Genomic DNA, 22,897 nt, shown 5'->3' with positions numbered 1-22,897 from the left:
CCGCTCGGATGGCGGACGACACGTCGTCCGCCATACCTTACAGGCTACGCTCGACCTTGACCTGATCGAAGACTTCGATCTTGTCGCCGACCTGAACGTCGTTGTAGTTCTTGACGCCGATACCGCACTCCATACCACTGCGGACCTCGCCAAGGTCATCCTTGTAGCGACGCAGGGATTCCAGCTCGCCTTCGTAGATGACGACGTTCTCGCGCAGTACACGAATCCGCTTGTGACGGTGCACGGTGCCTTCGACGACCATGCAGCCTGCCACGGCACCAATCTTGGGCGCACGGAACACCTCGCGCACTTCGGCTACGCCGACGATCTCTTCCTTCCATTCCGGTGCCAGCATGCCACTCATGGCCTGCTTGACCTCGTCGATGAGGTGATAGATCACGCTGTAATAGCGCAGATCCAGGCCTTCCCGGTCGACGATTTCCCGTGCAGAGACATCGGCGCGCACGTTGAAACCGACCAGGATGGCGTCACTGGCCACCGCCAGGTTGGCATCGGTGCCGGTGATTCCGCCGACACCAGAGGACACGACTGCGACCTTGACCTCGTCGGTGGAGAGCTCTTCCAGGGCGCCGCGAATCGCTTCCAGGGAGCCTTGCACATCGACTTTGAGGACGACGTTGAGCTTGGCCACTTCGTCCTGGCCCATCTGGCTGAACATGTTCTCCAGCTTGGCCTTCTGCTGGCGAGCCAGGCGCACTTCGCGGTACTTGCCCTGACGGAAGTTGGCGACTTCGCGCGCCTTCTTCTCGTCGGCCACGACGATGAACTCGTCACCGGCTTCAGGCGTACCATCCAGCCCCTGAATCTCGACCGGCATGGCGGGGCCGACCTCTTCCACGCGTGTGCCGGTTTCGTTGACCAGCGCGCGAACACGACCATAGTGCAAGCCAGCCAGGACGATATCGCCCCGCTTGAGCGTGCCGTTCTGTACCAGCACGGTCGCCACCGGGCCACGGCCCTTGTCCAACTGCGATTCGACGACGACACCCTTGGCCGGCGCGTCCGGCACCGCCTTGAGCTCGAGCACTTCAGAGACCAGCAGTACCGCCTCGAGCAATGCATCGATGCCGTCACCGGTCTTGGCCGAGACGTGCACGAACTGCGTATCACCGCCCCATTCCTCGGAGATCACTCCGTGCTGGGACAACTCATTGCGTATACGGTCGAAATCCGCACCTTCCTTATCGACCTTATTGACCGCAACCACCATCGGGACGCCGGCCGCTTTGGAATGCTCGATCGCCTCGACGGTCTGCGGCATGACCCCATCGTCGGCAGCGACGACCAGTATGACCACGTCGGTCGCCTGGGCACCGCGCGCACGCATGGCGGTGAACGCCGCGTGGCCCGGTGTATCGAGGAAGGTCACACCGCCGTGCTGATCTTCGACGTGATAAGCGCCGATGTGCTGAGTGATGCCACCGGCCTCGCCCGTCGCAACCTTCGTGCGGCGGATGAAGTCGAGTAGTGAGGTTTTGCCGTGATCGACGTGCCCCATCACCGTGACGACCGGCGCACGCGTGATTTCATCGCCTTCGTAGGAGATGGCCTCGAGCACTTCCGTCTCCAGCGCATCGTCCTTGACCAGCTTGGGCTTGTGGCCCATCTCTTCGACGACAATGGCCGCCGTGTCTTGGTCGATGGTCTGGTTGATGGTCACCGCCGCACCCATGGTGAACATCGCCTTGATGACCTCATTGGCCTTGATCGACATCTTGTCGGCCAACTCGGCAACGCTGATCGACTCGGGAATGCCAACTTCGCGGACGATGGGCTGCGTCGGCTTCTGGAAGCCATGCTGATTATCACGACCACCGCCACGACGACCGCCACGGCGCTCGGAGCGCTTGGCTTTCTTGGCATTGCCGCGACGCCGCTCACGGCGATCATCGTCATCGTCACGTCCGCCTTTGCGGCCACGTTCTGACTCTTTCTTATGCGGAGTCTGACCACGACGGTTCGGTGTCCGCGGCTCTTTCGGCGGCGCTTCGACGTAGGGCTCGCTCGCAGGCGCCGGTGTGGCGATATCTTCGGGCACGGGGACGTCCGGTGTGCTCGGCGTCTCGCTTTCAGCCAGTTTGGCGGCTTCGGATGCCTGAGCTTCCTGTGCCGATTCTTGTGCCTTAACCCGCGCGGCCTCTTCCGCAGCAGCCTCTTCCGCCTTGGCGGTTTCGGCAGCTTGGGCGGCCTGAGCCTGCTTGGCATCGGCCATGTCACCGACCAACTGACGCGGACCGGCGTCCTCGGCCGGTGCTTCTTCGGTCGGCTCCGGCTCGCGTTTGACGTACGTACGCTTCTTGCGCACCTGCACGTCGATGGCCTTGCCACGGCCATCGCCACTACGGATCCGGCTCTTGGTATTACGCGTCAGCGTCACGCGGTTCTTCGCCGTGCCGCTGTCTCCACCATGGCTGCGCGTCAGGTGATCGAGAAGGCGCTGTTTGTCCTCCTCGGATACCGCATCGCCTTCGGCCTGATGGGGAAGTCCTGCTTCTTTCATCTGCTCCAGCAGACGGGACACGTCGCGTCCCACCTTGCTGGCAAAATCCTTAACGGTCATGTCTGACATTACGACCCTCCTGAGCCCGTGACCAGATTACTGTTCGCTCTCGAACCAAGGCGCACGAGCGGTCATTATCAGCGCCGCAGCGCGCTCTTCGTCCACATCGTCGATGTCCTTGAGATCATCGATGGACTGCTCGGCCAAATCCTCACGAGTGACGATCCCTAGGCTGGCGAGCGTGAATGCCAAGTGACGCTCCATGCCCTCCATTTCAAGGAGGTCGTCGTCAGGCTGCGCGCCGTCCAGCGCCTCTTCGGAGGCAATGGCCAGCGTCAGCAGCTCGTCCTTGGCTCGAGCGCGCAGCGTTTCGATCAGTGCTTCATCCAATTCCTCGATTTCGAGCAATTCCTCGAGCGGCACGTAGGCCAGCTCTTCGAGCGAGGTAAAGCCTTCCTCGACCAGCAGACGTGCCAGTTCATCGTCGACTTCGAGATGATTGATGAAGTACTCGATCAGGCTGTCGATTTCTTGCTCGCGCTTACCTTCGGCCTCTTCCTCGGTCATCACGTTGAGCGTCCAACCCGTTAGCTCGGAAGCCAGGCGAACGTTCTGGCCGCTGCGGCCGATGGCCTGCGCCAGGTTATCCTCGGCGACGGCGACATCCATGGAGTGGGCATCTTCGTCGACAAGAATGGAACCGACTTCCGCAGGCGCCATGGCGTTGATCACCAATTGCGCCGGGTTGTCGTCCCACGTAATGATGTCCACGCGCTCGTTACCCAGCTCGTTGGACACCGCTTGCACGCGCGAACCGCGCATGCCGACACACGCACCGACCGGGTCGATACGCTTGTCATTGGTCTTCACCGCGATCTTGGCGCGTGCACCCGGATCGCGTGCAGCCCCCTTGATCTCGATCAATTGCTCGGCAATTTCAGGCACTTCGATCTTGAAGAGCTCGACGATCACCTCGGGGCGCGTACGCGTCAGAATCAACTGCGAACCACGCGCCTCGGCATCGACCTTCCACAACAGGGCACGTACCCGCTCGTTCATGCGGTAACGTTCGCCGGGGATCATCTCACTACGCGGGAGGAAAGCCTCAGCATTCTCCCCCAGGTCGACCACCAGCCCTTCACGCGTGGTCTTCTTGACGATACCCGCCACCAGTTCGCCTTCACGCTCGGCGTATTGGCGCACGACCTCGGCTCGTTCGGCTTCGCGCACTTTTTGCACGATAACCTGCTTGGCGGTCTGGGCAGCGATACGTCCGAAAGCCACCGATTCGACCTGCTCTTCGACCACATCGCCGAGGGCCAGCGGCGGATCGCGACGCTCTGCCTCGGAGAGCGGAATCTCGCTGTCCGGATTCTCGAACGCGTCATCGTCGACGACGGTCCAGCGACGGAAGGTGTCATAGTCGCCTGTCACGCGGTCGATCTTGACGCGGGCGCTCACTTCCTGGCCGTCGAAACGCTTACGCGATGCACTCGCCAGCGCCGACTCCACGGCCTCGAAGATCACTTCTCGCGGCACCCCCTTTTCGTTCGAGATCGCATCCACGACTAGCAGAATCTCTTTACTCATGCCTATGCCTCGTAGAAAAGCTGTCCTTAATTATCGAACTGAGGCACCACCCGCGCCTGCTCGATGCTTTCGACCGGAAAGCAATATTCTTGTCCGTCGAGTTGCAGCAGAATCTCGTCGCCCTCGACACCCGCCAGTTGTCCTTGAAACTTACGACGCCCTTCGAAGGGAGCGCTCAACTTCACCTGGACATAGCTGCCCTTGAAACGCGCGAACTGATCGAGCGTAAACAGAGGACGATCCATTCCCGGCGATGAGACCTCCAAGCGATATTCTCCCGCGATGGGGTCTTCTACATCCAGTACGCCACTGACTTGACGGCTGACTGACGCGCAGTCGTCCACGGTCACGCCCTCGGCGCTTTCGATATAGATCACCAAACGGGAATGCTTACCCTGGGAAAGGTAGTCGACCCCCCAGAGATCGAAGCCCATGGCCGTCACGACCGGCTCGATGAGCGTATTCAGTGCAGCGTGCTTATTTGCCACAGGCGGAGGCTCCCACTAGCAGTTGCATCAGGCACCTGACCAGGAGTAAAGAGGAAAGCTAGGTGGCTGATTGGCGTTATCGTCGCAAGTGATAACAAAAAGCCCCTTCATAGGAAGGGGCTTTTCGTAAAAAACTTGGTAGCGGGGGCCGGATTTGAACCGACGACCTTCGGGTTATGAGCCCGACGAGCTACCAGACTGCTCCACCCCGCATCAATGGCTGACGATTATACTGACCACCTCTTGAAAGGTCAAGGTGTCGAACCATCGTCATATCGTGCCAATCTTCAATTGGGTCAACAGCTTACATTGACTCAATGTGGTGCCGAAGGCGGGACTTGAACCCGCACGACCATGAGGTCACTACCCCCTCAAGATAGCGTGTCTACCAATTCCACCACTTCGGCAACAGGGGCCAGGCTATCTCGACGCAAAACACTTAATACTTTTGGTCTGCATCGCTTCGCCTGCTACACCACTCATCATGAAGTCGGCCAATTTGGCTTTTCTACATTACTTGATGAGCTAACCCAATGACGGCATTGCATTTATTCGCCGCCGTCCTCGAGTACTGGCGCTGCATTCTGCTCGTTATCTTCCTCTTCGTCAATAGATGGCGAAGATTTTTGTTGCTCGACGACTTGTGCATCGGGCACACCTTCCTGTGGCGCATCCCCGGCCTGCGAGACCATGTACGCCAGGCCCAGCGAGGTCGCGAAAAAAACTGCCGCCAGCACGCCCGTCAACTTGGCCAGGAAATTACCGCTGCCTTGCGACCCGAAAACCGTTTGCGAAGCACCGCCCCCGAAGGACGCGCCAGCGTCGGCGCCCTTGCCTTGCTGTAGCAACACCAACACCACCAGGGCAATGGCGATCGCCACGTGAACCAACAACACCCCAATATACATCGCGCTACCTTGCTGAATGACAAATGGCTAGAAAATCGTCGACCTTGAGCGAAGCACCACCCACCAGGCCGCCGTCGATATCCGGCTGAGCCAGCAACTCGGCCGCGTTGGCCGCGCTCATACTGCCGCCGTAAAGCAACCGCATTGACTGCGCCAGGCCGGAATCGATACCGGCCAGGTACTCACGAATTGCGGCCATGACGTCCTGCGCTTGCTCGGGCGTCGCCGTACGTCCCGTGCCGATGGCCCAGACCGGCTCATAAGCGATCGTCACCCGAGCACGTTGCTCGGGCTCGAGGGAGGCCAGCGCATGACCGACCTGGCGCAGCACGACATCAAAGGTATGCCCTGCATCGCGCGCCTCGAGCGTCTCGCCAACGCATAAAATCGGCTGAATGCCGACATTCAATGCTGCCAGCAGGCGATCATAGACGTCGTCATCGGTTTCTCGATAAAGCTCGCGCCGCTCCGAGTGGCCGACCAACACATAGTCGACACCCACCTCTTTGAGCATGCGGCCACTGACCTCGCCAGTATGGGCACCGGCATGCGCGGGATTGAGCGTCTGCGCGCCGAGCTGCACGGAGACGTCAGCCAACGCACGGCGCGCCGCATCGAGATAAGTGAATGGCGGCAATACGACGACGTCCAGCGAATCGGGAAGCGCGACATCGGCGAAGGCACGACCGAACTCATCCACCAGGGCGTTCGAGCCGTTCATCTTCCAATTGCCCGCAATCAGCGGCGTGCGCATAGAATAGTCCTCCGAATGGAGCGCCATGGTATAGGAGGCGTATTGACAACACAATATGCGCGCCTTAGCGCGCCATTTGCCCCTCGATATCGTCCGCAATACGCTTGGCCAGCGCGTCGACATCGAAATGGGGGCGCCCTTCGACCATGACTCGGATCAAGGGCTCAGTGCCCGAAGGTCGTAACAATACTCTCCCTTCGTCGCCCAACTCCGCCTCGACTGAGACAACAGCATGACGCACCCGCTCATTGGCCAACAACGCTTCGTTGTCCACATCAGAGGTCAGGCGCACGTTGACCAACGCTTGCGGCGCCTTCTCGAACCCCTTGAGCAGACCCGATAGCGATGACGACTCGCGCACCATGATCGCCAGCACCTGAAGCGCCGACACGATGCCATCCCCGGTCGACTGCACATGGCCGCAGACAATATGACCGGAGGATTCGCCACCCAACTGCCAACCGTTGGCCGCCAGGCGCTCCATCACATAACGGTCGCCGACCTTGGCTCGCTCAAAGGGAATATCCAAGGCCTCCAGCGCGGCCGCAAGACCGAAGTTGGACATCAGCGTGCCGACCACGCCACCGCCCAGCATATCGCGCATCTTCCGGTCGCGGGCAATCAGATAAAGAATATCGTCGCCGTCGACCTCATGCCCCTCAGCATCGACGAGGATCACCCGGTCGCCATCACCATCCAATGCCATGCCGAGATCAGCGCCATGCTCGATCACCGTCGCGCGCAAGGCGTCGGGATGCGTGGACCCCACACCCTGGTTGATATTGAGCCCATCCGGATCGACGCCGATCAAGCTGACCTCGGCGCCCAGTTCGCGCAACACGCTGGGGGCGATGTGATAGGTCGCGCCATGCGCGCAGTCCAGCACCACCTTCAGGCCTTCCAGCGTCAGCCGGTCAGGCACCGTGGACTTGCAGAATTCGATGTAACGTCCTGCAGCATCGGAGATACGCAGCGCCTTACCCAAGGCCGCCGGCGCCACCGTGGTGAGCGGCTGCTCGAGCTCCGCCTCGATCTCTTCCTCGACGGCATCGGCAAGTTTTACGCCCTCGGCGGAGAAGAACTTGATGCCATTATCCTGGAACGGATTGTGTGACGCGGAGATGACGATCCCCGCATCGGCACGAAACGTCCGCGTCAGATATGCGATACCCGGCGTGGGCATCGGCCCCAGCAAGGATACGTCGACCCCTGCCGCTGACAGCCCCGCCTCCAGGGCAGACTCGAACATGTAGCCCGAAATCCGCGTGTCCTTGCCGATCAATACTTTGGCGCGCGACTTGCGACCCGTGTGGCGCGACAGCACACGGCCCATCGCCCAGCCCAGTTTCAATACGAAATCGGCAGTAATGGGAGGCTCTCCCACCGTGCCGCGAATACCATCGGTTCCAAAATAGCGTCGTGTCATGCGTCGGTGCCTTCCTGTAGCACTGCCCAAGTCATATTGACCGCATCCACCGTCGGTCCCACATCGTGAACGCGCACGATACGCGCCCCTCGCTCCACCGCCATCGTGGCAAGCGCCAGGCCGCCCGGCAGGCGCTCCTCGACGGGACGCGCCAGCACTTTACCAATCATACTCTTACGTGACATGCCAGCTAGTATGGGGAGCCCAAAATCAGTCAATGGTTGCATGCGATTCAGCAGCCGCAGGTTATGTTCGACACGCTTGCCAAAACCAAAGCCTGGGTCGAGCACCAACCTGTCGCGCCTGATGCCTGCCGCCTCGCATTCGGCGATACGCGTCTCGAGAAACCCGGCCACCGCTTCCTCGATCGGCACCTCATAATGCGGTGCCCGCTGCATATCGGTCGGCTCGCCAAGCATGTGCATCACACATACCGGCAAGCCGCTCATCGCTGCAGCCTCCAACGCGCCGGGCCAGCGCAGACTACGCACGTCATTGATCATTCCCGCGCCACGTGCCGACGCCTCACGCATCACTTCGCCGCGACTCGTATCCAACGACACCAATGCATCCAGCTCGTTGACCAAACGCTCTACCACCGGCAGCACGCGGTCCAGCTCTTGCTGAAGCGGCACTGGCGAGGCACCGGGACGGGTCGACTCGCCGCCGATATCGATGATCGCCGCCCCCTCGGCCAACATGGACTCGGCGTGACGTACCGCCTCGTCCAGGGCGTTATGACGGCCACCATCGGAAAACGAATCGGGGGTGACATTGAGGATCCCCATCACGCGGGGATACGAGAGATCGAGCTGATGGCGCCCACAGCGTAACTGCGCAGGCATGGTATATCGGTCTTGCATGATCATGGCCGTGGCAACGTCAAACATTCACTTTATCATGCAGGGCCTTGGGTGTAAGCACTCCCCCAAACGCCAACGGGCGCCGCATAGCGGCGCCCGTTGTAGCATGACACAGGGTGGGTAGCGCTTAGTGGCCGGCCGGCCCACCCAGCGGATCAGAAGGGCGACGCCGCGCATCGTCATCTTTGTCACTGCTGGTGTCGGACTCTTCGTCCGCCGACGTGCCCTCAGCGTGCCCCGACCCGGTGGTCGGGCCCTTGTCATCCCAATCTTCGGGAGGACGCGGCTTACGGCCTTCCATAATATCGCGAAGCTGATTGGCATCGATGGTTTCGTATTGCATCAACGACTCGGCCATCAGATCCAGCTTGTCACGATTATCCTCGAGAAGCTGGCGCGCCTTGGCATAGCACTCGTCGATGATCCGACGCACTTCTTTATCGAGCCGTGTCGTCGTCTCGCCAGACTTGAGCTTGCCGCCTTGACCAGGACCGCCCAAGAACTGGTGCGATTCGTCCTCGTCGTACATCAGCGGCCCCATCTCCTCAGAGAGACCCCACTTGGCGACCATGTTATGGGCCAGTTCGGTGGCGCGCTTGATGTCGTTGGAAGCACCGGTGGTGACACCATTCGGCCCCAGCGTCATCTCCTCGGCAAGACGACCGCCAAACAACGAGCAAATCTGACTGATGATCTGCTGCCGAGAGAGGCTATACCGGTCTTCTTCCGGCAGGAACATAGTCACACCCAGCGCCCGACCGCGCGGGATGATCGTCACCTTGTAGACAGGATCATGCTCAGGCATCAAGAGCCCAATGATGGCGTGGCCCGACTCATGATACGCGGTGTTGCTCTTTTCTTTCTCGGACATGACCATCGAGCGTTTCTCGGCGCCCATCAGGATCTTGTCCTTAGCCATTTCGAGCTCGTCCATGCCCACCAGACGCTTGTTGCGACGCGCCGCGAACAGTGCCGCCTCATTGACCAGGTTGGCCAGGTCGGCACCGGAGAAACCCGGCGTCCCGCGTGCGATGAGGCTCGAGTGAACATCATCCGCCAGTGGCACCTTGCGCAGGTGCACGCCGAGAATGTGCTCGCGACCGCGAATATCGGGAAGCGACACCACGACCTGACGGTCGAAACGGCCGGGACGCGTCAGCGCTGGATCGAGCACATCGGGGCGGTTGGTCGCGGCGATGACGATGATGCCTTCGTTGGCCTCGAAACCGTCCATCTCGACCAGCAACTGGTTGAGCGTCTGCTCGCGTTCGTCGTTACCGCCACCCATGCCGGCGCCACGTGAACGCCCGACCGCGTCGATCTCGTCGATAAAGATGATGCACGGGGCCTGCTTCTTGGCTTGCTCGAACATGTCACGAACACGCGATGCCCCGACGCCGACGAACATTTCCACGAAGTCGGAGCCCGAGATCGAGAAGAACGGCACATTGGCTTCGCCAGAGATCGATTTCGCCAGCAACGTCTTACCCGTGCCCGGCGGGCCTACCATCAAGACACCGCGAGGGATCTGTCCCCCCAAACGCTGGAACTTGCTGGGGTCCTTGAGGAAGTCGACGAGCTCCTCGACCTCTTCCTTGGCCTCGTCACAACCGGCCACATCGGCGAAGGTTGTCTTGATCTGGTCTTGGGTCAGCAGCTTGGCTTTGGATTTGCCAAAGCTCATGGGACCGCCCTTGCCGCCAGCACCCCCCTGCATTTGACGCATGAAGAAGATGAAGATCGCCAGGATGATCAGAATCGGGAAGCTGGCCACGAGCAGCCGCGTCCACAGGCTTTGCTCTTCCGGCTGCTTACCCACCACGCTGACATCGTGGGCCAGCAGATCATCCATCAGCTTGGGATCCTGCGCCGCAGGACGGATCGTCTGGAATTGCGTGCCATCATCACGCTCACCTGTGATCGTGTAACCCTCGATGGTTACATTGCTCACACGATCATTTTGCACCTGCTCGACGAATTGAGAGTAGCTCATCGCCTGAGGTGAGCTGTCGGAACTGAAGTTGTTGAACACCGTCAGCAACACTGCCGCGATGACCAACCAGAGAATCAGGTTCTTCGCCATATCGTTCAAGGGAATACCCTCATTGCATGCAACTGTCTGCCAAGCAGGACCATAGTTTGGACATTACACCACAAGAAGCGTTCCGCCTACCAAGTCATCATGACTATCGAGCCGATACGCCTGAGGGTAAGTCCTATGGACACAAGCTCAGCCGTGGAATCCTTCTGCAAACAGATAAACTTCGCGCGAACGGGCACGCGAGGCTTCCGGCTTGCGAGTCGTCACCTTGCGAAAGCTGCTGCGCAGCTCCTTCAAATATGCATCGAACCCTTCTCCCTGGAAGACCTTGGCCAGAAAACGCCCACCAGGCGACAAGGTTTGACGCGCCAGATCCAGCGCCAGCTCGACGAGATACATCGCCTGGGGCTGATCAATGGCCGCCATACCACTCATATTGGGGGCCATGTCGGACATCACAAGGTCCACACGGCGCCCTTCCAAGGCGGCGAGAATTCGCTCCAGCACCTCCATTTCGGTGAAGTCGCCCTGCACGAACGTCACCCCGGCCAGTGCATCTACCTCCAGGATATCCGACGCCACCACACAGCCCTTGGCCCCGACCCTATCGGCGGCAATCTGGCTCCATCCGCCTGGCGCGGCGCCAAGGTCGATGACGGTCATGCCCGGCTTGAGCAGCGCATCCTTGGTATCGAGTTCGAGCAGCTTGTAACTCGCCCGCGAGCGATAGCCATCTTGCCACGAACGCTGCACGTAGCGATCATCGAAGTGCTCCTTGAGCCAAGAGGCCGAGCTCTTGCTAGTATGCGAGGAACGTGCCACGGGTCACCTAAATCGATAGCGGTCAAAACTCATCCGGAAGGCAGGGCGGGCTAGCTGAGCGGGCGGCACGGCCTTTCCAAGACGCCGCTTTCCCCGTAACATGGCGCGTTCTATCTTTTTTCGGCGCTACATCGTGCTGACTACAAGGCCAGAACGGCCGACAGCAGTCGCGCCAGCTGCGGCTTGACCGCATTCAGATAACGCTCTCGGCAACACGCCGAGCATCCGCCAACCCGGAACAGTCACGATACCATGAGCTTGTCACAGGCACAAAAGAAAGCATTTCGCAGCATCGGCCACCACTTGAACCCCGTGGTGACGGTCTCGGAAAACGGGCTGAGCGAAGGCGTTTTGGCCGAGCTCGCTCGCGCCCTGGAAGATCACGAACTCATTAAGGTCAAGCTCGCCATCGGCGATCGCGACGCCCGTCAAGCCGTGATCGACGAGTTGACCGAGGCCAGCCACAGCGAACTCATCCAGACGATCGGCAAGGTTGCACTGCTTTATCGCCGCAACCCTCGGGTCAACCCCAAGCTATCCAACATCCAGCGCTTCGAGAACCATCACGGGCGGCGTTGAGCGGCCGGGCGGTGCCCGGAGCTTGAAGTTATAAGAACGGCGCTTCGCGCCTGGAAGTCGGAAGAAACAGCAAAACCCGCTTTGAGCTTCCAGAATCCGTATGCACCCCTTGGACGAAAAGATGCCAGCGACGAAATATCGTCGCTGGCATCTTTCATTAGGAGCTAGAAGCCAAGATCAAACCACCACAGTACTGTTTTGGGTTTGGCTTCCGCTTTTGATCTTTCTTCCAAGCACGTAGCGCCGCTCTTTCAGCTAATAACTTCCAACTTCCGGCGCAGCCGGGTTACAGGTGCTCGACACCGGCAATCTCGTATTCGACATCGCCGCCCGGCGTGCGCACCAGCACCGTATCGCCTTCTTGCTTGCCGATCAGCGCGCGCGCGATCGGCGAGGTCACGGAAATCCGCCCTTCCTTGATGTCCGCCTCGTCCTCGCCGACGATACGGTAGCGTACCTCCTCGTCGTTCTGAAGGTTGATCAACTCGACCGTCACGCCGAAGATCACCTTGCCGGTCTTGGGCAACTTGGTGACGTCGATCACCTGCGACGCGGATAGCTTGCCTTCGATTTCCTGGATACGCCCTTCGATGAACCCTTGCTGCTCGCGCGCAGCGTGGTATTCGGCGTTTTCCTTGAGATCGCCATGCTCGCGTGCTTCGGCAATGGCTTGGATCACCTGCGGGCGATCCACGCTCTTGAGGTGCTCGAGCTCCTCTCGCAGGCTTTTCTCACCTGCGACGGTCATCGGGACCTTGTTCATGTGCTTGCTCCTGCATGCAGTTCCTGCAGCCGCCGTACGGTAATTGCGTTTCCATACTCAAGCGCCATACACACCGCACGCGCCCCAGCCAGTGTCGTGGCATAAGGGACCTTGCGCGCGAGTGCGGTACGGCGGATCACGGAAGAATCACTGATCGCCTGGCGGCCTTCGGTCGTATTGACGATATAGGCCACCTCGTCGTTTTTGAGCATATCGACGATATGGGGGCGACCTTCATAGACCTTGTTGACGACCTTGACCGGGAGGCCAGCCGCTTCGAGAGCGATGGCGGTGCCACGGGTCGCGATCAGGCTGAAGCCCAATGCTAGCAGAGATTGCGCCACCTCGGTAATCTCGCTCTTGTCCGGATCACGCACCGAGAGGAACGCCTGACGCTCACCACTCAAGCGCGGAATCGCCTCACCGGCGCCAAGCTGCGCCTTGTAGAAGGCTTCGGCAAAGGTCGCACCGCTGCCCATCACCTCGCCGGTGGACTTCATTTCCGGCGACAGGATCGGATCGACGCCCGGGAACTTGTTGAACGGGAAGACGGCTTCCTTGACGCTGTAATAGCCTGGCACGCGTTCGCGGGTAAAACCCTGCTCGGCAAGGGTCTGGCCCGCCATGCAGCGCGCCGCGACCTGGGCCAGCGAGATGCCGATGCACTTGGACACGAACGGCACTGTGCGCGACGCACGCGGATTGACCTCGATGACGTAGATCTCACCATCCTGCCAGGCGAGCTGCACATTCATCAGCCCGACCACATTGAGCTCCAGCGCCATGCGCTTGACCTGGTCGCGCATCTCGTCCTGGACCTCTGGCGGCAGCGAGTACGGCGGCAGCGAGCACGCCGAGTCGCCGGAGTGCACACCGGCCTGCTCGATATGCTGCATGATGCCGCCGATCACCACCAGCTCACCGTCGCTGACCGCGTCGATATCGATCTCCACGGCCGCATTGAGGAAGTGATCCAGCAGCACCGGCGAATCGTTGGAGACCTTGACCGCGTGGGTCATGTAGCTTTCCAGCTCGGAGGCGTCATAGACGATCTCCATGGCGCGACCGCCCAGCACGTAACTGGGACGTACCACCAGCGGATAGCCGATTTTCTCGGCCTTGGAGAAAGCCTCCTCGAAGCTGCGTGCGGTGGCGTTGGGCGGCTGCTTGAGCCCCAGCTTGTCGATCATCGTCTGGAAGCGCTCGCGATCCTCGGCGCGATCGATGGCATCCGGCGTAGTGCCGATGATCGGCACACCGGCCGCCTCTAGCGCGCGCGCCAGCTTGAGCGGGGTCTGCCCACCGAACTGTACGATCACCCCGGCCGGCTTTTCCTTGTCGGCAATCTCCAGCACGTCCTCGAGCGTCACCGGCTCGAAGTAGAGACGATCACTGGTGTCGTAGTCGGTGGACACGGTCTCGGGATTGCAGTTGACCATGATGGTTTCAAAGCCGTCGGCGCGCATGGCGAGCGCTGCGTGCACGCAGCAGTAGTCGAATTCGATACCCTGGCCAATACGATTGGGGCCACCGCCCAGCACCATGATCTTCTGCCGATCGCTAACCTCGGACTCGCACTCTTCCTCATAAGTGGAGTACATGTAGGCGGTATCGGAGGCGAACTCGGCAGCACAGGTATCGACACGCTTGTAGACAGGACGAATGCCGTGTTTCTGGCGCGTCTTGCGGAACTCTTCCTCGGAAACCCCGAGCAGCGTGGCCAGGCGCGCATCGGCAAAGCCCTTGCGCTTGAGGTGGAACAGCGTCGCCGCCGACAGCTCGTTCAGCGAACGGCTGGCGACTTGCTGCTCGAGACGCACCAGCTCCTCTAGCTGGACCAGATACCAGCGATCGATGTTGGTCAGATCAAAGACCTCGTCGATACTCATGCCCGCGCGCATCGCATCGGCCACGTAGAAGATCCGATCGGCGCCGGCGGCCTGCAACTCGCCCTTGATAAGGGCCATGCCCGCGCCGTTGAAATCGGTGACCTTGGGATCCAGGCCATCGACGCCGATTTCCATGCCACGCAGCGCCTTCTGCAGCGACTCCTGGAAGGTCCGCCCGATGGCCATGGTTTCGCCCACCGACTTCATCTGCGTGGTCAGGCGGTCGTTCGCCTGGGGGAACTTCTCGAAGGTGAAGCGTGGGATCTTGGTGACCACGTAATCGATCGACGGCTCGAACGAAGCCGGTGTCTTGCCGCCGGTAATGTCGTTCTGCAGTTCATCGAGCGTGTAGCCCACCGCCAGCTTGGCGGCGATCTTGGCGATCGGAAAGCCGGTCGCCTTGGAGGCCAGCGCCGAGGAGCGACTGACGCGCGGATTCATCTCGATGACCACCACACGACCGGTGTCCGGATCGACCCCGAACTGCACGTTAGAGCCGCCGGTCTCGACACCGATCTCACGCAGCACCGCCAAGGAGGCGTCGCGCATGATCTGATATTCCTTGTCGGTCAGCGTCTGCGTCGGCGCCACGGTGATGGAATCCCCGGTATGCACACCCATCGGGTCGAAGTTCTCGATAGCGCAGACGATGATGCAGTTGTCGTGCTTGTCGCGCACGACCTCCATCTCGTATTCCTTCCAACCCAACAGCGACTCGTCGATCAGCAGCTCGTGGTTGTTGGAAAGCTCGAACCCTCGGGTGCAGATTTCCTCGAACTCTTCCTTGTTATAGGCCACCCCACCGCCGGAACCACCCATGGTATAGGACGGCCGGATGATCACCGGGAAGCCCAGCTCACCCTGGATCTCCCACGCCTCGCTCATGCGGTGGGCGACCTTGGCCTTGGGGCACTGCAGACCGATGTTCTTCATGGCCTTGTCGAACAGATCGCGGTCCTCGGCCTTGTTGATGGCATCGGCATTGGCGCCGATCATCTCCACGCCGTATTGCGTCAACACGCCTTGCTTGTCGAGCTCCAGCGCACAGTTGAGCGCCGTCTGACCGCCCATCGTCGGCAGGATGGCGTCGGGGCGTTCTTTGTCGATGATCTGGGCCACTGCCTGCCAGGTAATTGGCTCGATGTAGGTGGCATCCGCCATCACCGGGTCGGTCATGATAGTCGCCGGATTGGAGTTGACCAGGATGACCCGATACCCCTCCTCGCGCAGCGCCTTGCAGGCCTGGGCGCCGGAGTAATCGAATTCGCACGCTTGGCCAATGACGATGGGCCCGGCGCCGATGATCAGGATGCTTTGGATGTCGGTACGTTTCGGCATGACGATTCCCGCTAACTTGGTGACTGACGACGGCTCAACGTGAAAGCGCCTCCGCCGCGCGGAGGCGGGGCCTTAGCGACGCGCTTGCATCAAGGCGATGAAACGGTCGAATAGCGGCGCGACATCGCGCGGGCCGGGGCTGGCCTCGGGATGCCCCTGAAAGCTGAACGCCGAGCAATCGGTACGCTCGATGCCTTGCAGCGTGCCATCGAACAGCGAACGATGCGTAGCCCGCACGTTGGCCGGGAGACTCGCCTCGTCGACCGCGAAGCCGTGATTCTGGCTGGTGATCATTACCCGGCCGGTATCGATATCTTCGACCGGATGGTTGGCGCCATGATGGCCGTTGTTCATCTTCACCGTGCGCGCCCCGGAGGCCAAGCCTAGGAGTTGATGCCCCAGGCAGATGCCGAACAGCGGCAAATCGGCCTCGAGGATCTCGCGAATCGCCGCGATGGCGTAATCGCAAGGTTCCGGATCGCCCGGCCCATTGGCCAGGAAGACGCCATCGGGATTCATCGCCAGCACCTCGGCGGCCGGGGTCTGCGCCGGCACCACCGTCAGGCGGCATCCACGCGACGCCAGCATGCGCAGGATGTTGAACTTCGCCCCATAGTCATAGGCCACCACATGGAAGGGACGCTCAGCCTTTCCATCAGGGCCGGCCGCATCGGCGTAGCCGCTGCCCAGCGCCCATTCGCCTTCGCTCCATTCGTAAGTGTCGCGACAGCTCACTTCCTTGGCGAGATCCATGCCCTTGAGGCCGGGAAAGGCACGCGCTGCGGCCAAGGCCCGCTCGACGGCGTCCTCGCCCTCGGCCTCGCTACCCGCCAGGATCGCGCCGTTCTGCGCGCCCTTGTCGCGCAACAGCCGCGTCAGACGCCGCGTATCGATATCGGCAATGCCCAGCACGTTACCACGCTTGAGGTACGCGTCGAGGCTCGCCTCACTGCGGAAGTTGCTGGCCATGAGCGGCAAGTCACGGATCACCAGACCGGCCGCAGCAATGGCGGCGGACTCGATGTCTTCGGCATTGACGCCGGTGTTACCGATGTGAGGATAGGTGAGGGTAACGATTTGTCGCGTGTAGGAGGGGTCGGTAAGGATTTCCTGATAGCCAGTCATGGCCGTATTGAAAACCACTTCACCACTGGTTTGCCCATCGGCTCCGATGGCACTGCCATGAAATACACTGCCGTCTTCCAAGGCCAATATCGCGGGTCTGATCAACGCAACGTCCTCCCCTTGTCATGCGCGAGTCTGAGCCAGGGCCGACGTGTCGCCGACCCCTCGTATTCAAGGAGCACTGAGAGTATCGACAGCCGCTGCTCGCGGGTCGTAAAAAAGCGGGACGAAACCTGAAAGAAGTCCGGTTTCATCCCGCTTTATTGTCATTCGCTCGGATCCCTGTAGCCGTCTCTGGTATCGATAATCTTGCCCGGCCAAATTGATTCGATGATACGCGATTCAAAACTTGCAGACTACCCTTTGAGGCCCAGCACGTCCTGCATATCGTAGCGACCACTGTCCCGCGAGGCGACCCAGCGCGCCGCGCGCACCGCGCCCTTGGCGAAGGTCATGCGACTGGAGGCCTTGTGCGTGATCTCGATGCGTTCGCCCTCGGTGGCGAACATCACGGTATGCTCACCGACGATGTCGCCGGCACGCACGGTGGCGAAACCGATTTCCTTGTCGCCACGCGGGCCACACTGGCCGACCCGTTCGAAGACACCATCTTCCTTGAGGTCGCGATCCAGCGCCTTGGCCACGACCTCCCCCATCTTCAGCGCCGTGCCGGAAGGTGCATCGACCTTATGGCGATGGTGCGCCTCGCTCACTTCGATATCGTAGCCCTCGTCACCCAGCGCCCGAGCAGCAGTTTCCAACAGCTTGAGGGTAAGGTTGACGCCGACACTCATGTTGGGCGCAAACACCATGGGGACGCGGTCACGATACCCGTCGAGCTCGGCGAGCTCATCGTCAGAGAGCCCCGTGGTGCCGATCACGATGGCCTTGCCGTGCTCGGCGCAAAACGCCAGATTGGCTAGCGTGACCCGAGGCGTGGTGAAGTCGATCAGCACATCGAAGGCGTCGACGATGGCGGCCGGATCATCCGTGGCGTTCACCCCCAAGCGCCCGGCACCGGCGAGCTCGCCAAGATCGGCACCGACCAATGAGCTGCCGGGCTCGACGATGCCGCCCGCCAGGTGAGCGTCGAGATCCTGCTGTACGGCGTTGACCAGGGTGCGGCCCATGCGCCCGGCGACGCCGACGATGGCGATACGCGTCATGTGGACTCCTTACGATTACGTGTCGATGAATACCGGAGAGTATACCAAACCGCCCCGCATTCCCGTCACGCACATCGCCGATCAGGGATATGGCGTGATCATGGATGAAGCCACGTCGGCATCAAGACACAGCGGGCGTCCAGACAATATCGAGCGCTTCACGGCTGGCCATCCGCTCGAGATGCACCGCCACGACCTCTTCGAGGCGCTCGCGGGTCGCCGCATCTTCGGCCGTCAGTTGAAGATGCAAGGCATCTGCTTCGGCGCGCATGTGGCACACCCCGCCATCGAATGTGACGCGCCCTTGGTGCTCATCGTGGGCAACGCTCAGCTTGTGCTGCCAGTGCTTGCACAGGCGGTTGATATAACGCGAACCGGATGTCGTCGACACGACGGCGTGGGACTCGGGCATAAGGCCTCCACAGTCTGTTAGCATTCTAATGACATCCGCATTATGGCATGCGTCGCGACACCTTCCACGCAACGAAGCGTTCGAGGGCGCTGATGCTACGACCGCCCCCTCCTTAACGACAAAACCCCGCCATGTCTGCCATGACGGGGGCTGAGGAGAAAACGCCGAGGTTCGCTTACGGCTTCATATCCTCGAAGAACTTCTTCACACCGTCGAAGAAGCTCGATTTTTTCGGCGAGTGGTGGCTGTTGCTGCCGTCCAGGCTTTCCTGGAAGCGGCGCAGCAGGTCCTTCTGTTCCTCGCTCAAGTCGACCGGCGTTTCTACCACGACCTTGCACAGCAGGTCGCCGGGCGGGCCGCCGCGTACCGGTTTGACGCCCTTGCCCTTGAGTCGGAACATCTTGCCGGTCTGTGTCTCCGGCGGAATCTTCAGCTTGACCCGGCCATCCAGGGTCGGCACTTCCAGCTCTCCACCCAGCGTCGCGTCGATGAAGTTGATCGGCACGTCGCACTGCAGGTGGCGACCGTCACGCTCGAAGATCGGGTGCGGTTTGATCGCCGCCTGCACGTACAGATCGCCCGGCGGCCCGCCGTTGAGCCCCGATTCACCCTCGTTGTTGAGACGAATCCGGTCACCGGTATCGACCCCAGCGGGGATCTTCACCGACAAGGTCCGCGTTTCGCGCACGCGCCCTTCGCCATGGCACTTGCGGCATGGCACCTTGATGCTCTGACCGGCACCATGACAGGTCGGGCAGGTCTGCTGCACGGCGAAGAAGCCCTGCTGCATGCGTACCTGACCCTGACCGTGACAGGTCGGACAAGTCTCCTTGCTGGAGCCCGGCTCGGCGCCATCGCCATCGCAATGCTCACACGCGATGTGACGCGGCACGCGGATATCGACCGTGGTACCGGCCACGGCGTCCTCGAGATCGATCTCGAGGTTGTAGCGCAGGTCGGCGCCACGCTGAGGCGCGTTTGGATTGCGGCGACCACCGCCCCCGAAGATATCGCCGAACACATCGCCGAAGATATCGCTGAAACCGCCTGCACCGGCGCCACCGCCACCGAAGCCGCCGCCCCCCTGGCCGTCGACGCCGGCATGGCCAAATTGGTCATAGGCACCGCGTTTTTCTTCATCGGCGAGAACTTCATAAGCCTCGGACACCTCGCGGAACTTCTCCGCCGAGGTGTCATCATCCGGATTGCGATCCGGATGGTACTTCTGGGCGAGTCGACGGTAAGCCTTCTTGATCTCTTTCTGATCGGCTCCCCGGTCGATGCCCAATACTTCGTAATAGTCACGCTTGGACATGGATGGTCCGCCTCCGTGTCGGCGCTGCGCAAACAGCAGCGCGGGAGAACATCCCCCGCGCTGCCGTCATGCGAGCATCAGACGTCGTGGTTACTGCTTTTTCTGGTCGTCGTTGACTTCCTCGTACTCGGCGTCAACCACGTCGTCTTCTTTCTTCTGAGCACCATCGTCGGCTTGCTGCTCGCCACCCTCGGCGCTCGCATCGCCTTGTTCGGCGTACATCTTCTGCGCCAGATTGCCGGAGGCTTCGGTCAGCGCGTCGAGCTTGGCCTGGATATGCTCCTGGTCGTCGCCCTTGGTCGCTTCCTCGAGCTCGCTGATCGCGGTCTCGATCTGCTCTTTCTCGCTGGCCTCGACCTTGTCGCCGGCTTCTTCGAGGGTCTTGCGCGCGGCGTGGACCATACCGTCGGCCTGGTTACGCAGCTGCACCAGCTCTTCGAACTTCTTGTCCTCGGCCTCATGCGCCTCGGCATCTTCAACCATCTGGTCGATCTCTTCGTCGGAGAGACCGCCGGAGGCCTTGATGACGATGGACTGTTCTTTGCCGGTGGCCTTGTCCTTGGCGGAGACGTTGAGGATACCGTTGGCATCCAAGTCAAACGCCACTTCGATCTGCGGCACACCACGCGGCGCCGGCGGAATGTCGGCCAGGTCGAAACGACCCAGCGACTTGTTGCCGCCCGACTGCTTACGTTCACCCTGCAGCACGTGGATGGTCACGGCCGTCTGGTTGTCATCCGCGGTCGAGAAGGTTTGAGTCTTCTTCGTCGGGATGGTGGTGTTCTTCTCGATCAGCGGCGTCATGACGCCCCCCAGGGTTTCGATACCCAGGGTCAGCGGCGTGACGTCGAGCAGCAGCACGTCCTTGACGTCGCCGCCCAGCACGCCGCCCTGGATTGCCGCGCCAACGGCCACGGCTTCGTCCGGGTTGACGTCCTTGCGAGCGTCCTTGCCGAAGAATTCAGCCACCTTGGACTGCACCAGCGGCATGCGCGTCTGGCCACCGACCAGAATCACATCGTCGATCTCGGACGCGGACAGGCCGGCGTCGCTCAGCGCGGTCTTGCACGGACCCAGCGACTGCTTGACCAGCTCCTCGACCAGCGACTCGAGCTTGGCCCGGGTAATCTTGACGTTAAGGTGCTTGGGCCCGGTGTTGTCGGCGGTGATATACGGCAGATTGACTTCGGTCTGCTGAGCCGCGGACAGCTCGATCTTGGCCTTCTCGGCGGCTTCCTTGAGACGCTGCATGGCGAGGCTGTCGCCGGACAGGTCGATACCGGAATCGCTCTTGAACTGCTGCACGAGGTAGTCGATCAGCTTGAGATCGAAGTCTTCGCCACCCAGGAAGGTGTCACCGTTGGTGGCCAGCACTTCGAACTGGGTCTCGCCATCGACATCGGCCACTTCGATGATGGAGATATCGAAGGTACCGCCGCCCAGGTCATAGACCGCGATGGTCTTGTCGCCACGCGCCTTGTCCATGCCGTAGGCCAGCGCCGCCGCAGTCGGCTCATTGATGATGCGCTTGACTTCGAGACCGGCGATGCGACCGGCATCCTTGGTGGCCTGACGCTGACTGTCGTTGAAGTACGCCGGCACGGTGATCACCGCGTCGGTGACTTCTTCACCGAGATAGTCCTCGGCGGTCTTCTTCATCTTCTTCAGAACTTCCGCACTAACCTGCGGCGGAGCCAACTTGCTGCCCTTGACCTCGACCCAAGCGTCGCCGTTATCGGCCTCGGTGATGGTGTAGGGCACCATCTTGATGTCTTTCTGGACGACATCGTCCTTGAACTTGCGGCCGATCAGGCGCTTGATCGCGTACAGCGTGTTGCTGGGGTTGGTCACGGCCTGACGCTTGGCAGCCTGGCCGACCAGCGTCTCACCATCGTCGGTGTAGGCGATGATGGAGGGCGTGGTACGTGTGCCTTCCGCGTTTTCGATCACCTTCGCGTCGCCGCCGTCTAGGATGGCAACACAGGAGTTGGTGGTCCCCAAATCAATACCGATGATGCGTCCCATTGGAATACCTCAAAATCGTTGCTTGACTGTTTCGTGTTCGTCGGCGGCATCGCCGCCTCGTTGTTCGTCTATTTGGGGGGTGGGATCACGCCTTTCAAGGGCTCGGCGTCACATCCCTCCCCTGCCACATCAATTGGCGGCTTGGCTGACGACTACCATCGCCGGACGTACCAGGCGTCCATTCAACAGATACCCCTTCTGCATGACCTCGATCACGGTGTTGGGCTCAACCTCGGGGTTGGGCACCATGGTCATGGCTTCATGCACTTGCGGGTCGAACGGCTCGCCTTGCGGATCGACGGCTTCCACACCGAACTTGTTAAGCACATCGAGCTGCAGCTTCAGGGTCATCGAAACCCCTTCGCGATGCACCTCGCTAGCGCCTTCCTGCATCGACTCCAGTGCTTTTTCCAGGCTGTCGACCACCGGCAGCAGCTCTTTGACGAATTTCTCCAGGGCGAACTTGCGTGCCTTCTCGCTATCCTGCTCAGCGCGACGACGCACGTTCTGCGCCTCGGCGGCAGCGCGCGCTGCCTGGTCCTTGGACTCCGTCAAGGCTTGCTCCAATTCTTCGACACGCAAAGCAAGCGCGTCGGCTTCCGGGTTTTCGAGCGCCTCGGCATCAGCCTCGTTAGCCTCGATATCTTCGACGACACCTTCGAGCTCAGCATCGTCTCCGGTGGTGTCGTCCGGCTGGGGTTCGGCATCGCGCTCAGCGCGAGCCAACTCTTCCTCGGTCGGGGTCTGCGAGTCTTTGGCCATGAGTTTCTCCTGACAGCTGGCGCGGCCCGAAGCCGCATCTAATAAGCGATTGCCTCCTATATGGGGATGCGATGAACGATCTCAAGTCATCCCATATCGCCTACAGTGAC

At 60.9% G+C, this 22,897-nt stretch carries 18 protein-coding genes and 2 tRNA genes; 1 reads left to right on the top strand and 19 read right to left on the bottom strand.

Translation table 11 applies throughout. From position 1 onward, the window contains the following. Positions 1 to 37: 37 nt before the first annotated feature. From infB to rlmE, 11 genes are all read right to left on the bottom strand, one after another. Complete coding sequence (gene infB, locus L1071_RS08985; protein WP_246972927.1) at positions 38 to 2,590, bottom strand: translation initiation factor IF-2; 2,553 nt, start codon at positions 2,588 to 2,590, stop codon at positions 38 to 40. A 27-nt stretch (positions 2,591 to 2,617) separates the two neighbouring features. Then, positions 2,618 to 4,111: a transcription termination factor NusA gene (nusA, locus tag L1071_RS08980; protein WP_246972920.1), complete on the bottom strand. Its 1,494-nt coding sequence runs from the start codon at positions 4,109 to 4,111 to the stop codon at positions 2,618 to 2,620. A gap of 26 nt (positions 4,112 to 4,137) precedes the next feature. Further along, positions 4,138 to 4,599, bottom strand: coding sequence for a ribosome maturation factor RimP (gene rimP, locus L1071_RS08975; RefSeq protein WP_246972918.1), 462 nt, complete (start codon positions 4,597 to 4,599; stop codon positions 4,138 to 4,140). 136 nt (positions 4,600 to 4,735) lie between these two features. Continuing rightward, positions 4,736 to 4,812: transfer RNA gene (locus L1071_RS08970), tRNA-Met, on the bottom strand. Positions 4,813 to 4,919: 107 nt separating this feature from the next. Then, a tRNA-Leu gene (locus tag L1071_RS08965) sits at positions 4,920 to 5,006 on the bottom strand. Positions 5,007 to 5,147: 141 nt separating this feature from the next. Further along, complete coding sequence (secG, locus tag L1071_RS08960; RefSeq protein WP_246972914.1) at positions 5,148 to 5,507, bottom strand: preprotein translocase subunit SecG; 360 nt, start codon at positions 5,505 to 5,507, stop codon at positions 5,148 to 5,150. A 4-nt stretch (positions 5,508 to 5,511) separates the two neighbouring features. Beyond that, a complete protein-coding gene (gene tpiA / locus L1071_RS08955) occupies positions 5,512 to 6,261 on the bottom strand; it encodes a triose-phosphate isomerase (RefSeq protein ID WP_246972908.1) in 750 nt (249 codons plus the stop codon). A gap of 64 nt (positions 6,262 to 6,325) precedes the next feature. Continuing rightward, positions 6,326 to 7,687: a phosphoglucosamine mutase gene (gene glmM / locus L1071_RS08950; protein ID WP_246972907.1), complete on the bottom strand. Its 1,362-nt coding sequence runs from the start codon at positions 7,685 to 7,687 to the stop codon at positions 6,326 to 6,328. Then, the gene (gene folP, locus L1071_RS08945; protein ID WP_378109806.1) at positions 7,684 to 8,556 is read right to left on the bottom strand and encodes a dihydropteroate synthase; all 873 of its coding nucleotides are present in this window, start codon (positions 8,554 to 8,556) and stop codon (positions 7,684 to 7,686) included. The genes glmM and folP overlap by 4 nt, the downstream gene beginning before the upstream one ends. 121 nt (positions 8,557 to 8,677) lie before the next feature. Then, complete coding sequence (gene ftsH / locus L1071_RS08940) at positions 8,678 to 10,642, bottom strand: ATP-dependent zinc metalloprotease FtsH (RefSeq protein ID WP_246972900.1); 1,965 nt, start codon at positions 10,640 to 10,642, stop codon at positions 8,678 to 8,680. 138 nt (positions 10,643 to 10,780) lie between these two features. Next, positions 10,781 to 11,413 (bottom strand): 23S rRNA (uridine(2552)-2'-O)-methyltransferase RlmE, encoded by a 633-nt coding sequence (gene rlmE, locus L1071_RS08935; protein WP_246972895.1) that lies wholly within the window; start codon positions 11,411 to 11,413, stop codon positions 10,781 to 10,783. A gap of 252 nt (positions 11,414 to 11,665) precedes the next feature. On the opposite strand from rlmE, the gene yhbY reads away from it, so the two are divergent. Then, a complete protein-coding gene (yhbY, locus tag L1071_RS08930) occupies positions 11,666 to 11,992 on the top strand; it encodes a ribosome assembly RNA-binding protein YhbY (protein WP_246972892.1) in 327 nt (108 codons plus the stop codon). Between the two features lie 286 nt (positions 11,993 to 12,278). Here the strand turns inward: yhbY and greA are convergent, their stop codons facing one another. The 8 genes from greA to grpE all read right to left on the bottom strand — a co-directional run bounded on the left by greA (position 12,279) and on the right by grpE (position 22,787). Continuing rightward, positions 12,279 to 12,755, bottom strand: a complete 477-nt coding sequence (greA, locus tag L1071_RS08925) for a transcription elongation factor GreA (protein ID WP_246972888.1) — start codon at positions 12,753 to 12,755, stop codon at positions 12,279 to 12,281. Beyond that, complete coding sequence (gene carB, locus L1071_RS08920) at positions 12,752 to 15,982, bottom strand: carbamoyl-phosphate synthase large subunit (RefSeq protein WP_246972886.1); 3,231 nt, start codon at positions 15,980 to 15,982, stop codon at positions 12,752 to 12,754. Before carB ends, greA begins: the two co-directional genes overlap by 4 nt. 72 nt (positions 15,983 to 16,054) lie before the next feature. Beyond that, the gene (carA, locus tag L1071_RS08915; RefSeq protein WP_246972879.1) at positions 16,055 to 17,212 is read right to left on the bottom strand and encodes a glutamine-hydrolyzing carbamoyl-phosphate synthase small subunit; all 1,158 of its coding nucleotides are present in this window, start codon (positions 17,210 to 17,212) and stop codon (positions 16,055 to 16,057) included. 251 nt (positions 17,213 to 17,463) lie between these two features. After that, entirely contained in the window at positions 17,464 to 18,273 is an 810-nt protein-coding gene (gene dapB / locus L1071_RS08910; RefSeq protein ID WP_246972873.1) for a 4-hydroxy-tetrahydrodipicolinate reductase, read from the bottom strand. 121 nt (positions 18,274 to 18,394) lie between these two features. After that, positions 18,395 to 18,685 (bottom strand): DUF2218 domain-containing protein, encoded by a 291-nt coding sequence (locus L1071_RS08905; protein WP_246972868.1) that lies wholly within the window; start codon positions 18,683 to 18,685, stop codon positions 18,395 to 18,397. Between the two features lie 175 nt (positions 18,686 to 18,860). Beyond that, positions 18,861 to 20,000 carry a molecular chaperone DnaJ gene (gene dnaJ / locus L1071_RS08900; protein ID WP_246972865.1) on the bottom strand — a complete coding sequence of 380 codons (1,140 nt, stop codon included), beginning with the start codon at positions 19,998 to 20,000 and terminating at the stop codon, positions 18,861 to 18,863. A 90-nt stretch (positions 20,001 to 20,090) separates the two neighbouring features. Continuing rightward, complete coding sequence (gene dnaK / locus L1071_RS08895; protein ID WP_246972859.1) at positions 20,091 to 22,025, bottom strand: molecular chaperone DnaK; 1,935 nt, start codon at positions 22,023 to 22,025, stop codon at positions 20,091 to 20,093. A 129-nt stretch (positions 22,026 to 22,154) separates the two neighbouring features. Beyond that, a complete protein-coding gene (gene grpE / locus L1071_RS08890) occupies positions 22,155 to 22,787 on the bottom strand; it encodes a nucleotide exchange factor GrpE (RefSeq protein WP_246972853.1) in 633 nt (210 codons plus the stop codon). Positions 22,788 to 22,897: the final 110 nt, after the last annotated feature.

This window comes from Chromohalobacter sarecensis (assembly GCF_023061135.1).
In the GTDB taxonomy this organism is placed as follows: domain Bacteria; phylum Pseudomonadota; class Gammaproteobacteria; order Pseudomonadales; family Halomonadaceae; genus Chromohalobacter; species Chromohalobacter sarecensis.
The sequence above is the reverse complement of the archived record's forward strand: the minus strand, read 5'-3'. Positions and strand labels throughout refer to the sequence as shown.

Excerpts from the sequence above, each read along its gene's own strand:
- infB (WP_246972927.1), bottom strand. The coding sequence starts at position 2,590 with ATGTCAGACATGACCGTTAAGGATTTTGCCAGCAAGGTGGGACGCGAC.
- nusA (WP_246972920.1), bottom strand. The coding sequence starts at position 4,111 with ATGAGTAAAGAGATTCTGCTAGTCGTGGATGCGATCTCGAACGAAAAG.
- secG (WP_246972914.1), bottom strand. The coding sequence starts at position 5,507 with ATGTATATTGGGGTGTTGTTGGTTCACGTGGCGATCGCCATTGCCCTG.
- tpiA (WP_246972908.1), bottom strand. The coding sequence starts at position 6,261 with ATGCGCACGCCGCTGATTGCGGGCAATTGGAAGATGAACGGCTCGAAC.
- glmM (WP_246972907.1), bottom strand. The coding sequence starts at position 7,687 with ATGACACGACGCTATTTTGGAACCGATGGTATTCGCGGCACGGTGGGA.
- folP (WP_378109806.1), bottom strand. The coding sequence starts at position 8,556 with ATGATCATGCAAGACCGATATACCATGCCTGCGCAGTTACGCTGTGGG.
- yhbY (WP_246972892.1), top strand. The coding sequence starts at position 11,666 with ATGAGCTTGTCACAGGCACAAAAGAAAGCATTTCGCAGCATCGGCCAC.
- greA (WP_246972888.1), bottom strand. The coding sequence starts at position 12,755 with ATGAACAAGGTCCCGATGACCGTCGCAGGTGAGAAAAGCCTGCGAGAG.
- carB (WP_246972886.1), bottom strand. The coding sequence starts at position 15,982 with ATGCCGAAACGTACCGACATCCAAAGCATCCTGATCATCGGCGCCGGG.
- dapB (WP_246972873.1), bottom strand. The coding sequence starts at position 18,273 with ATGACGCGTATCGCCATCGTCGGCGTCGCCGGGCGCATGGGCCGCACC.
- L1071_RS08905 (WP_246972868.1), bottom strand. The coding sequence starts at position 18,685 with ATGCCCGAGTCCCACGCCGTCGTGTCGACGACATCCGGTTCGCGTTAT.
- dnaJ (WP_246972865.1), bottom strand. The coding sequence starts at position 20,000 with ATGTCCAAGCGTGACTATTACGAAGTATTGGGCATCGACCGGGGAGCC.
- dnaK (WP_246972859.1), bottom strand. The coding sequence starts at position 22,025 with ATGGGACGCATCATCGGTATTGATTTGGGGACCACCAACTCCTGTGTT.
- grpE (WP_246972853.1), bottom strand. The coding sequence starts at position 22,787 with ATGGCCAAAGACTCGCAGACCCCGACCGAGGAAGAGTTGGCTCGCGCT.